The following is an 11,369-nucleotide window of genomic DNA, read 5'->3' on the forward strand; positions in this document are numbered from 1 at the left end:
GGCCCGCCCGACCCGACGACCCCGGCGGTCAGCCGGCGTCCGGGGCGGCGCGCCCGGCGGTGCTCTGCCGGACCACCAGCCGGTGCCCGGCGCGCACCTCCACCCCCGCCAACGGCCGGTCGCCGGCGATGCGCTCCAGGAGCCGGTCCACGGCGGTGGTGGCGATGGCCTCCTTGTCGGGCGAGATGGTGCTGATCGGGGGGTTGGAGTAGCGCCCGTCCTCGATGTCGTCGTAGCCGATCAGGGCCAGGTCCTCCGGCACGCGCAGCCCCCGGCCCAGGGCGACGTGCAGCGCGCCCAGGGCCACCAGGTCGCTGTAGCAGAAGACGGCGTCCGGCGGGTCGTCCCGGTCCAGGAGCCTGCTCATGGCGCCGGCCCCGTCCGCGCGGTTGAAGCGCGGGGTGCCGATGACGAGCGACTCGTCCACCGGCAGGCCGGCGTCCGCGTGGGCCTGCCGGTAGCCGCGGGTGCGGAGCTGGGCGGCTTCGCCGGTGGGATAGGGCTGGTCGCCGATGGCCGCTATGCGCCGCCTGCCCAGTTCGATCAGGTGGGCGGTGGCGGTGCGGGAGGCGGCCACGTCGTCGATGCCCACGTGGTCGAAGACCCCGTTGGACACCCGTTCGCCCAGGACGACCAGCGGCAGCGAGGGGTCGTCCGGCAGGTCCTCCTGCGCCAGGCCCAGCGGGCTGAAGATCATGCCGTCGAACAGGAACGCGCGACCGCCCCGGCGGAGCAGGTCCCGTTCGTGGTGCGGGTCGCCGTCGGTCTGGTCGACCAGGACGTTGTACCCGCGCTCGCGGGCCCTGGGGATGATGGCCTGGAGCAGCTCGGAGAAGTACGGCGTGTCCAGGTAGGGCACGACCACGGCGATCTGCCCGGAACGGCCGTTGGCCAGGTTGCGGGCCAGCACGTTGGGCCGGTAGCCGAGCTCGGCGATGGCGCGCTCGACCTTCTGCCGGGTGCTCTCGGTGACCCTGGCGTAGCCGTTGACCACGTTGGAGACCGTGCGCGGGGACACCCCGGCGAGCAAGGCTACGTCACGCAGCGTGGCATCGCGCATGTCTCTCCTGCGGGTCCCCTGCGCGGCCCGTTCGCCGTTGCAGCGCTGCAAGGAGTGTGCCCGGCGACGCGCCCCGGGACAAGCCGGCACTGCGGGGGTCGGGCCGGAACCTGAGCGGATTGGGTCTTGCAGCGCGGCAAAAGGCGCGCCATAGTGCTTTGCAGCGCAGCAAAGCCCGGTATCACGGCGGCTCACCGGTCCGGCGCGACCGGGTTCCCGACGTGGTGCGACACCCGACCGATCCCGGCGGACCACGGCGTCCGCCCTGCGGGATCACCGCTCGGCACGTCATCCCTCCCGGCGTGCCGGTGACGCTCCGTGATGGCAGTCGCGCGTGCCCGCTGGTGTGCCGCGACGGAAAGGTGCTGCCTCGTGCTTCGTGTCAACCGGTCGCGCAAGGTGTGGCGGGCCGTCGGGTCGGTGCTGGCCGCGGGCTGCCTGCTCGCCTCCACGGCCTGCGGCGCCGACGACGGCGGGGACGGCGACGGCCCGGTCCGGGTGTCGGTGTGGGCCTGGTACCCGGAGTTCAAGGGCGTGGTCGACGCCTTCAACGCGGCCCACGACGACGTGCAGGTCGAGTGGACCAACGTCGGTACCGGCCCGGACCAGTACGCCAAGCTCAAGACGGCGTTCACGGCGGGCAAGGGCGCGCCGGACGTGGCCATGGTCGAGTTCCAGCAGATCCCGACGTTCGTCATCCTCGACGCCCTGGTGGACATGGGCCAGTACGGCGCGAACGACGACGAGGACCTCTACGCCGAGTGGGCGTGGAGCCAGGCCACCGACGGCGACGAGGTCTACGCCATCCCCGTGGACGGCGGCCCGATGGCCCTGATGTACCGCAAGGACCTCTTCGAGCAGCACGGCATCCCGGTGCCCACGACGTGGGCCGAGTACGCGGACGCCGCGGCCCGCGTCAAGGCGGCCGACCCGAACGCGTTCATCGCCAGCTTCGGCAGCGACGGCGGCTGGCTGAACGGCCTGATGTGGCAGGCGGGCTGCCGCCCCTACGGCTACTCGCGGGCGCAGGCGCCCCAGCGGGTGCGCATCGACCTGACCGCGCCGGAGTGCCGGAAGGTGCTGGACCTGCTCGGCGACCTGGTGGACCGGGGCCTGATGGCCAAGGACCCGTTCTTCACCGCCGACGCCACCGCCGCGCTGGACTCGGGCAAGTACTGGACCTGGGCTGCGGCCGGCTGGACGCCCGGCTACGTCGCGGGCTCGCTGAAGAACACCTCGGGCAAGTGGGCCGTGGCGCCGATGCCGCAGTGGACGGCGGGCGCCGACGAGCACGGCGACTGGGGCGGCTCGACGTTCACCGTCACCAAGCAGGCGAAGAACCCCGAGGCGGCCACGAAGGTGGCGCGCGAGCTGTTCGGCCGCTCGAAGGCGGCCTGGGACGTGGGGCTGAACAAGGCGTTCCTGTACCCGCTGGTGGAGGAGGTCGCGGCGGACCCGGCGTTCACCGGCAAGGCCTACGAGTTCTTCGACGGGCAGAAGGTCAACGAGATCTTCGTGCCGGTGTCGCAAAAGCTGGGCGAGTTCCAGTACACGCCGTTCCAGGACTTCGTGTTCGGCGAGCTGACCGACCGCGCCGCCGAGGCGATGGAGGGCGGCAGGCCGTGGAGCACGGTGCTGGAGGAGACCGAGCGCAACGTCATCGCCTACGCCCGGCAGCAGGGCTTCGAGGTCACCCGGTAGCGACCAGGTCCAGGAGGCCCCATGACCCGGGCACGCACGGCCGAGGCGCCCACGACCGGCGCACCGGCACCCGCACCCCCACGACCGCGCCGGCCGTCGCGCCGGCTGACCGCCCACCCGGTGGCCGGCGCGCTGTTCGTCCTGCCGTTCTTCCTCGTCGTCGTCGCGTTCCTGGTGGTGCCGCTGGGTTACGCGTTCTGGCTGAGCCTGTCCAGCCGCAGCCTGGCCCTGGGCACCCGCTTCACCGGCCTGGACAACTACGCGCGCGCCTTCACCGACCCGGTGCTGCTCGACGGGCTGCTGCGGGTGGTGGTGTTCGGCGCGGTGCAGATCCCGGTCATGCTGGGCGCGGCGCTCGTGGCCGCGCTGGCGCTGGACGCGGTCACCACGAGGTTCGCGGTCGCGTTCCGCCTGATCGCGTTCATGCCGTACGCCGTGCCCGCCGTCATCGGCGCGCTGATGTGGGGTTTCCTCTACAGCCGGACGTTCGGCCCGTTCGCCGGCCTGCCCGAGCTGGTGGGCGGCGAGCCGATCGACTTCTTCGGCGGCTCGCTGCTGCTGGCCTCGCTGGGCAACATCGTCACCTGGGCGTGGACCGGCTACAACATGATCGTGCTGTACTCGGCGCTGCAGGGGGTGCCGCGCGAGCTGCACGAGGCGGCCGTGATCGACGGCGCGGGCCCGGTGCAGGTGGCGCTGCGGGTGAAGGTGCCCGCGATCCGGCAGGCCATCGCCCTGGCCGCGGTGTTCACCGTCATCGGCACCCTGCAGTTCTTCACCGAGCCGCAGGTCATGGCCCGGTTCGCGCCCGCGGTGTCCGCCGGGTACACGCCGAACCTCTACGCCTACAACCAGGCCTTCGCCTACTCCGACTTCCACTACTCCGCGGCGATCTCCTTCGCGCTCGGGTTCGTGGTGTTCGTGGTGGCCTACGCCGTGGTCCTGGTGCGCCGACGCCGAGGGGGGACGCCGTGAACCGGACCGCAGCGAACCGGGCAGCGGCCAACCGGACAGCAGTAAACCGGACCGGGCACCGCCTGCCGCACCTGCTGATGGCGGCCGGGATGCTGTACTTCCTGGTGCCGCTGCTGTGGGTGGTGATCGCGGCGACCAAGAGCCAGGCGGACCTGCTGTCCAGCCCGGCGCTGTGGTTCGGCGAGGAGTTCAGCCTGGTCGACAACGTGCGGCAGCTCTTCCGCGAGGACGACGGCGTGTACGGCCGCTGGCTGCTCAACACCGCCTTGTACTCCGGGCTCAGCGCGGTGGGCGCCACGGCGCTGGCCGCGCTCGCCGGGTACGGCCTGGCCCGGTTCTCCTTCCCGGGCAAGCGGTTGTTCGAGACGGCGCTGCTGGGCATGATCATGGTGCCCGCCACCGCCCTGGTCCTGCCGACCTACCTGATCCTGTCCGAAGTGGACCTGGTGGACACGGTGTGGGCGGTGGTGCTGCCCTCGCTGCTCAGCCCGTTCGGCACCTACCTGGTGCGCGTGTACGTGGCCGAGGGCGTGCCCGTCGAGCTGCTCGACGCCGCGCGCGTCGACCGGGCCGGCGAGCTGCGGATCTTCTGGCAGGTGGTGGTGCCGCTGCTGCGCCCGGCGCTGGTGACGGTGTTCCTGTTCACGCTGGTGGCGACGTGGAACAACTACTTCCTGCCGCTGGTGATGCTCAGCGACGCCGACCTCTACCCGCTGACGGTGGGGCTGACCACCTGGTTCAACACCGCGCAGCAGGAGGCGGGCACCAGGGTGCTGTTCAACCTCGTGGTCACCGGCTCGCTGCTGGCGATCGTCCCGCTGGTCGTGGCGTTCGTCCTGCTCCAGCGCTTCTGGCGCGGCGGCGCCGCGACCGGGGCCCTCAAGTAGTCCCTCCATCCCGAACCACCGCAGGAGAACCGTGCTGACCGCTTCGCTCGCCTTCAGCCCCGACCACGTCCTCGCCCCGGTGCGGCGCAGGCTGTTCGGCTCGTTCGTCGAGCACCTGGGCCGTTGCGTCTACACCGGCATCCACGAGCCGGGCCACCCGACCGCCGACGAGGACGGGTTCCGGGGCGACGTGCTGGACCTGACCCGCGAGATGGGGGTCGAGGTGGTCCGCTACCCCGGCGGCAACTTCGTCTCCGGCTACCGCTGGGAGGACGGTGTCGGCCCGGTCGCCGACCGCCCGGTGCGCCGCGACCTGGCGTGGCGCAGCATCGAGACCAACGAGGTCGGCATCGACGAGTTCGCCCGGTGGGCGCGCAAGGCCGGTGCGGAGGTCATGTACGCGGTCAACCTCGGCACCCGCGGCGTCGAGGAGGCGCTCGACGTGCACGAGTACCTCAACCACGAGCGCGGCACGCACCTGTCGGACCTGCGGCGCGCCAACGGGACCGAGGAGCCGCACGGGGTGCGGCTGTGGTGCCTGGGCAACGAGCTGGACGGCCCGTGGCAGACCGGCCACAAGACCGCGCACGAGTACGGGCGGCTGGCCGCGGAGACGGCGCGGGCGCTGCGCCAGGCCGAGCCGGGGCTGGAGCTGGTCGCCTGCGGCAGCTCGAACTCGCAGATGCCGACCTTCGGGCAGTGGGAGTCGACCGTCCTGGAGCTGTGCTACGACCTGGTCGACCACATCTCGCTGCACGCCTACTACGAACCGGTCGACGGCGACGTGGACAGCTTCCTGGCGTCCGCGGTGGACATGGACCGCTTCATCGACCGCGTGGTGGCCACCGCCGACGCCGTGGGCGCCCGGCTCAAGAGCGACAAGCGCATCACCCTGTCCTTCGACGAGTGGAACGTCTGGTACATGAGCCGGTACCAGGCCGACCCGCCCACCGAGTGGCGGGTCGCGCCCCGGCTGATCGAGGACACCTACGACGTGACCGACGCCGTCGTGGTGGGCAGCCTGCTGATCTCGCTGCTGCGCCACGCCGACCGGGTGGCCGTGGCCTGCCAGGCGCAGCTGGTCAACGTCATCGCCCCGATCCGCGCCGAACCCGGCGGCCCGGCGTGGCGGCAGACCACCTTCCACCCGTTCGCCCTGACCTCGCGGCTGGCCCGCGGCCGGGTGCTGCGGACCTCGGTGGACGCGCCCACCCTGCCCACCGCCCGGTTCGGCGACGTGCCGGCGGTCGACGCGGTCGCCACCCGCGACGACGACGGGAGCACGTCCGTGTTCGCGGTCAACCGGCACCGGACCGAGGCCGTCGAGCTGCGCGTGCCCGCCGGCGACGCCCGGACCGCCGAGGCGTGGCTGCTGCACGACGCGGACCCCTCGGCCGTCAACACCGCCGAGGACCCCGACCGCGTCGTGCCGCGCCCGCACCCGGCCGAGGTCGTCGACGGCGTCCTGCGGGTGGTGCTGCCGCCCGTGTCCTGGTGCGCGGTCACCCTCGGCGATCCGACCGCGCCGTAGGACCGGCCGGCGCAGCCACGTGCGGCGTTCGACGCATTCGACACCCCCGTAGGGCCTGAATTCGACGCGGTCCCGTAATGCCCGTCGCCGAGCCCGCGAGAAGACGGGCACACGGCGGGGGTCACCGTGTGGCTGCGGAGGGGGCGACATGGCCGGACGCGCGCGTTCGAGGTTGTCGGTGCTGGTGCTGGTGGCGGGGGTGGTGGCGGTGCCGCACGCGGTGCGGCCCGCCGAACCCGACCACGCGGCGCACGCGCGGCACCGGCACGTCGCGGTCAGCGCCGACGCGATGACGCCGACCGCGACCGCGCTGCCCCACGCGGGGTGGGTGGCCACCGCCTCCGGCGAGGAGACCGCGGGCGAGGACGGCCGGGCCGCCAACGTGCTCGACGGCGACCCGGCCACCATCTGGCACAGCCCGTGGACGACGACCGCCTCCCTGCCGCAGTGGATCACGCTCGACACGCGGCAGGCGCACCGGGTCTCGGGCCTGGTCTACACCCCGCGCCCCGGCGGCGGGAACGGCACCGTGGGGCGCTACGAGATTCACGTGAGCACCGACGGCGCCACCTGGGGCGCCCCGGTCGCCACGGGCACCGCCGCCGACGACGCCTCCGCCAAGACGTTCGCCTTCGCCGCCTCCACCGCCCGGTACGTGCGGCTGACCGCGCTCACCGAGGCCGGCGGCCGGGGACCGTGGACCTCCGCCGCCGAGATCAGGCTGCTCGGCGCGCCGGCCGCGCCCCTCGGCCCGCTCGACCGCACCGGCTGGGTGGCCACCGCCTCCGACGAGGAGACCTCCGGCGAGGACGGCCGGGCCGCCAACGTGCTCGACGGCTCCCCCGACACCCTGTGGCACTCCCACTGGACCTCGCCGGTGAGCCCGCTGCCGCACTGGATCACCCTGGACACCGGCGGCACCCGGACCATCTCGGGCATCTCCGTGCGCACCCGCGGCGACGGCCCCAACGGCCGCATCGGCGACTACCGCGTGCAGACCAGCACCGACGGCGTCACCTTCGGCGCGCCGGTCGCGCAGGGCACCTGGCCCGACACCACGGGCGTCCACACCGCCACCTTCACCGCGCAGGCCCGGTACGTGCGGCTGACCGCGCTCACCGAGGCAGGCGGCCGGGGACCGTGGACCTCCGCCGCCGAGATCGACCTGCTCGGGCCGGTCGACGCCAGTGCGCTCGGCGCGTGGGGACCGGTCACCGGGTTCCCCATCGTGCCCGTCGCCTCCGCGCTGCTGCCCGGTGACAAGCTGCTCACCTGGTCCGCCTACGCCGCCGACGCCTTCGGCGGCAGCAACGGCTACACCCAGACCGCGATCCTGGACCTGGCCACCGGTCAGGTCAGCCGGCGCCGCGTCGACAACACCGGCCACGACATGTTCTGCCCCGGCACCTCCGTGCTGCCCGACGGGCGGGTCCTGGTCACCGGCGGCAGCGACGCGGGCGAGGCCAGCATCTACGACCCCGCCACCGACGCCTGGACCGACGCGCCCGACCTGGCGATCGCGCGCGGCTACCAGGGCCAGACCACGCTGTCCACGGGCGAGGCGTTCACCGTCGGCGGCTCCTGGAGCGGCGGCCAGGGCGACAAGACCGCCGAGGTGTACTCCCCCACCACCAACAGCTGGCGCACCCTGCCGGGCGTGCCGCCCGAGCCGTTCCTGACCGCCGACCCGCAGGGCGTCTACCGCGCCGACAACCACACCTGGCTGTTCGCCGTCGGCGGCGGCCGCGTCTTCCACGCCGGCCCCAGCAGGCGCATGAACTGGGTCGGCACCACCGGCAGCGGCTCCGTCACCGACGCGGGCGTCCGCGGCGACAGCGCCGACGCCATGAACGGCAACGCCGTCATGTACGACGTCGGCAAGATCCTCACCGTCGGCGGCGCCACCGCCTACCAGGACGTCGACGCCACCGCCCGCGCCCACACCATCGACATCACCGGCGGCGCCGCGGTCGTCACCCGCACCGCCGACCTGGCCCACGCCCGCGCCTTCGCCAACAGCGTGGTCCTGCCCGACGGCACCGTGGTGGTCCTCGGCGGCCAGGGCCGGCCCGTGCCCTTCAGCGACCGCACCGCCGTCCTCACCCCCGAGCTGTGGAACCCGGCCACCGGCCGCTTCACCCCGCTCGCGCCCATGGCCGTGCCCCGCACGTACCACAGCGTCGCCAACCTGCTCCCCGACGGCCGCGTCTTCTCCGGCGGCGGCGGCCTCTGCGGCAACTGCGCCACCAACCACCCCGACGGGCAGGTCCTCACCCCGCCCTACCTGCTCAACCCCGACGGCACGCCCCGACCGCGCCCCGCCATCACCACCGCTCCCGCCCGCGCCGGCCACGGCGCCACCGTCACCATCGGCACCGACCGCCAGGTCACCCGCTTCGCGCTCATGCGCACCAGCTCGGTGACCCACTCGGTCGACAACGACCAGCGGCGCATCCCCCTGACCCCGCAGGCCGTCGGCGCCACGTCCTACCGGATCACCGTGCCCACCGACCCCGGCGTCGCGCTGCCCGGCTCCTACCTGCTGTTCGCCCTGGACCGCAACGGGGTCCCCAGCGTCGGCAAGCCCATCCGCATCGGCTGACCGCACCGGTGGCGGGGCCGCCGGCGCGGTCCCGCCACGGATCCGTCACTCCACAGTGGACAGGCGAACCGCCGGCTCCTCGTCCAGCACCTCGCGGACCCGGGCCGCCACCTGCGCGGGCGAAGCCGGCACCACCGTCACCCACCCGTCGCGGCGGAGCTGGAGGTGCCGGCCCGCCGGCGCGTCGTGGAACCCCACCACCCGCGAACCGCCGCCACGACCGGCCACCGCGCCCCGCGCCCGCAACCGCCACACCGCCGAGCGCACCACCGCGCCCGCCCACCGACCGCGCACCGGGCGCACCACCGGACAGCCCGGCCCCGCCCGCCGACCGCGGCAGGTCGCGCCCACCGCCGATCCCCCCGACCGGCAACGGCGGCGCCACACCGGTCCCCGGGCCGAAGCCCGGTCGCGCCCCCGGCTGCGGCGCCTCCGCCACCGGCGGCCGAACACCCCCCTCCGGCCGCTCCCCCACCGGCGCGCTCGACGACGTGCTCACCGCGTCCGCCCCCGGTGGACCGGGCTGCGCAGGCCGAACCGCGTCGAGCCCGAGGCCCGCCCGGTCGGGCGAAGGCGACGAACCCTCGACCCGGTCGGGCCTCGTGTCCGCGGACCTGTCGTCCCGGCCCCCGGTCCTCCGGTCCTCGGTCTTCCGGTCCTCGGGCCCGGTCTCCCCGCGCCGGTCCCGGGTTCCATCCTCCTCCGTCCTCTGTGGACCGACTTCGTCGCGGTCGGATCGGGCCGGCTCGCGCACCACCTCGTGCCGCTCCACCCCCACCGGCGGGCACACCGTCGCCGGCGGCTCCGACTCCGCCATGATCCTCGGCATCTCCTCCAGCACCGGCAGGTTCGCCACGTTGACGCGCGGCGCCGCCTCGTGCTCGCGCCGCCGAGCCGGGCCACCAGGTCCCGCAAGCGCTGCTCGGACTCGACCAGCGCACCGGTCAACTCCGCCGGCGCCGACCGCGCCTCGGCCAACGCGCCCGGCCTCGCGCCCTCGCGGATCCACGCGATCTTCTGCTCCAGCGGGAAACCCTCGTACCGGCAGTGACCGACCACCACCGCTCACACCCCCTTGCCGAACGCCGCCGCGATCTCGTCGTCGGTGAAGCCGTACGCGCGGGCCGACGCCTCGCACTGCCGGGCGACGCCGTGCAGCTCGGCCACGTACCCGCGCGCCCGCGCCACGTACGAGTCCTCCCGCACCACCAGCCGCTGGTTCAGCTCCTCGGCGTGGTCCGCGCTCGCCGGGTCCCCCAGCGCGGGCCCGGTGACCATCCGCCCGGCGAGGGCGTCGACCAACTCCGCCAACCGCCGGGCCCCACCCAGGAAAGCCGCCCCGATCTCCAGGACGTTCTCCTCGTCCACGACGATGCCGCCGCCCGCCCCCGTGCCTCCCGCGTCCATGACCCCTCCCCACCGCCGCCGGGTCCCACTGTGGGCGCGGTGCTTCGGAGCAATCTTTGAGGAATCTTGTACGGGCTGGTCAAGCCATGTTTAACCGGCGCGTTTCCGGGACACGCTCAGGGCAACAGGGTCAAGAGGACACCCGCGGACCGCACTCCTGCGGCCCGGCCGTTCCGACATGTGGACGCTGTTGGCCCACCACCGTCCAGTCCGGATGATTCTGGCAACCCGCACCGAGCGAATGGATGCCGACATGCGACAACTGGTGCTACTCGCGTTAGTGGGCCTGGGCGCCCAACTCGTCGACGGCAGCCTGGGCATGGCCTACGGCGTAACGTCGACCACCCTGCTGCTGGCGATCGGCACCAGCCCGGCGGCCGCTTCCGCGACCGTGCACCTGGCCGAGATCGGCACCACGCTGGTGTCCGGCTTGGCCCACTGGCGCTTCGGCAACGTGGACTGGAAGGTCGTCGCGAAGATCGGCGTGCCCGGCGCGATCGGCGCCTTCGCCGGCGCCACGTTCCTGTCCAGCCTGTCGACCGAGACCGCCGCGCCGGTGATGTCGCTGATCCTGCTGGCGCTGGGCGTCTACATCCTGGGCCGGTTCACGACGTTCGGCCTGCCCCGGCACAACCTGGGCAAGCCGCTGCGCAAGCGCTTCCTCGGGCCGCTGGGCCTGGTCGCGGGTTTCGTGGACTCGACGGGTGGCGGCGGCTGGGGTCCGGTCGGCACCCCGGCCATCCTCGCCAGCGGTCGCCTGGAGCCGCGCAAGACGATCGGCTCGATCGACACCAGCGAGTTCCTGGTCGCCGTGGCCGCCAGCCTCGGCTTCCTGTTCGGGCTCGGCTCGCAGGGCGTCGACTACACCTGGGTGCTCGCCCTGCTCATCGGCGGCGTGATCGCCGCGCCGATCGCGGCCTGGCTCGTCCGCCACATCCCGCCGCGCGTGCTCGGCTCGGCGGTCGGCGGTCTCATCATCCTCACCAACACCCGCACGCTGCTCCGCAGTGACTGGATCGACGCGAGCGACAGCGTCAAGTGGCCGATCTACGCGGTGATCTACCTGGTGTGGGCCGCCGCGCTGGCGTACTCCATCCGGGCGTACCGCGCCGATCGCGAGGAGGAGCGCCGGATCGTCGCGGAAGCGGAGGCGGACAAGGCCGACGAGAGCAAGTCGGCCACCGCCTGATCCGATCGCACCGGGCT

General features: G+C 73.5%; 10 protein-coding genes. 7 read left to right on the forward strand and 3 right to left on the reverse strand.

All coding sequences use genetic code 11. The annotated features are described in order from the left end of the window. Positions 1 to 28 precede the first annotated feature (28 nt). Positions 29 to 1,060, reverse strand: coding sequence for a LacI family DNA-binding transcriptional regulator (locus ACFV4N_RS32195; protein ID WP_499676408.1), 1,032 nt, complete (start codon positions 1,058 to 1,060; stop codon positions 29 to 31). 372 nt (positions 1,061 to 1,432) lie between these two features. Between ACFV4N_RS32195 and ACFV4N_RS32200 the strand changes: the two genes are divergently transcribed. The 5 genes from ACFV4N_RS32200 to ACFV4N_RS32220 all read left to right on the forward strand — a co-directional run bounded on the left by ACFV4N_RS32200 (position 1,433) and on the right by ACFV4N_RS32220 (position 8,756). Then, a complete protein-coding gene (locus ACFV4N_RS32200) occupies positions 1,433 to 2,761 on the forward strand; it encodes an ABC transporter substrate-binding protein (protein WP_499676409.1) in 1,329 nt (442 codons plus the stop codon). Positions 2,762 to 2,782: 21 nt separating this feature from the next. After that, entirely contained in the window at positions 2,783 to 3,736 is a 954-nt protein-coding gene (locus ACFV4N_RS32205; protein ID WP_499676410.1) for a carbohydrate ABC transporter permease, read from the forward strand. Then, positions 3,733 to 4,623 (forward strand): carbohydrate ABC transporter permease, encoded by an 891-nt coding sequence (locus ACFV4N_RS32210; RefSeq protein WP_499676411.1) that lies wholly within the window; start codon positions 3,733 to 3,735, stop codon positions 4,621 to 4,623. The genes ACFV4N_RS32205 and ACFV4N_RS32210 overlap by 4 nt, the downstream gene beginning before the upstream one ends. Before the next feature lie 34 nt (positions 4,624 to 4,657). After that, positions 4,658 to 6,154: an arabinosylfuranosidase ArfA gene (gene arfA, locus ACFV4N_RS32215; protein WP_499676417.1), complete on the forward strand. Its 1,497-nt coding sequence runs from the start codon at positions 4,658 to 4,660 to the stop codon at positions 6,152 to 6,154. A 148-nt stretch (positions 6,155 to 6,302) separates the two neighbouring features. Continuing rightward, on the forward strand, positions 6,303 to 8,756 hold the full coding sequence (locus ACFV4N_RS32220; RefSeq protein ID WP_499676412.1) for a galactose oxidase family protein: 2,454 nt from the start codon (positions 6,303 to 6,305) through the stop codon (positions 8,754 to 8,756). Positions 8,757 to 8,801: 45 nt separating this feature from the next. Here ACFV4N_RS32220 and ACFV4N_RS32225 read toward each other — a convergent pair whose 3' ends face one another. Then, positions 8,802 to 9,050, reverse strand: coding sequence for a hypothetical protein (locus ACFV4N_RS32225; RefSeq protein WP_499676413.1), 249 nt, complete (start codon positions 9,048 to 9,050; stop codon positions 8,802 to 8,804). A 583-nt stretch (positions 9,051 to 9,633) separates the two neighbouring features. On the opposite strand from ACFV4N_RS32225, the gene ACFV4N_RS32230 reads away from it, so the two are divergent. Continuing rightward, positions 9,634 to 9,807: a hypothetical protein gene (locus ACFV4N_RS32230; RefSeq protein ID WP_499676414.1), complete on the forward strand. Its 174-nt coding sequence runs from the start codon at positions 9,634 to 9,636 to the stop codon at positions 9,805 to 9,807. 14 nt (positions 9,808 to 9,821) lie between these two features. Here the strand turns inward: ACFV4N_RS32230 and ACFV4N_RS32235 are convergent, their stop codons facing one another. Continuing rightward, positions 9,822 to 10,163 carry a hypothetical protein gene (locus ACFV4N_RS32235; RefSeq protein ID WP_499676415.1) on the reverse strand — a complete coding sequence of 114 codons (342 nt, stop codon included), beginning with the start codon at positions 10,161 to 10,163 and terminating at the stop codon, positions 9,822 to 9,824. Between the two features lie 253 nt (positions 10,164 to 10,416). Between ACFV4N_RS32235 and ACFV4N_RS32240 the strand changes: the two genes are divergently transcribed. After that, positions 10,417 to 11,352 carry a sulfite exporter TauE/SafE family protein gene (locus tag ACFV4N_RS32240; RefSeq protein ID WP_499676416.1) on the forward strand — a complete coding sequence of 312 codons (936 nt, stop codon included), beginning with the start codon at positions 10,417 to 10,419 and terminating at the stop codon, positions 11,350 to 11,352. Positions 11,353 to 11,369 lie beyond the last annotated feature (17 nt).

Source organism: Actinosynnema sp. NPDC059797 (assembly GCF_042732085.1).
Lineage (GTDB): Bacteria > Actinomycetota > Actinomycetes > Mycobacteriales > Pseudonocardiaceae > Actinosynnema.

Coding starts and splice junctions, on each gene's coding strand:
- ACFV4N_RS32195 (WP_499676408.1), bottom strand. CDS start 1,060: ATGCGCGATGCCACGCTGCGTGACGTAGCCTTGCTCGCCGGGGTGTCC.
- ACFV4N_RS32205 (WP_499676410.1), top strand. CDS start 2,783: ATGACCCGGGCACGCACGGCCGAGGCGCCCACGACCGGCGCACCGGCA.
- ACFV4N_RS32220 (WP_499676412.1), top strand. CDS start 6,303: ATGGCCGGACGCGCGCGTTCGAGGTTGTCGGTGCTGGTGCTGGTGGCG.
- ACFV4N_RS32235 (WP_499676415.1), bottom strand. CDS start 10,163: ATGGACGCGGGAGGCACGGGGGCGGGCGGCGGCATCGTCGTGGACGAG.
- ACFV4N_RS32240 (WP_499676416.1), top strand. CDS start 10,417: ATGCGACAACTGGTGCTACTCGCGTTAGTGGGCCTGGGCGCCCAACTC.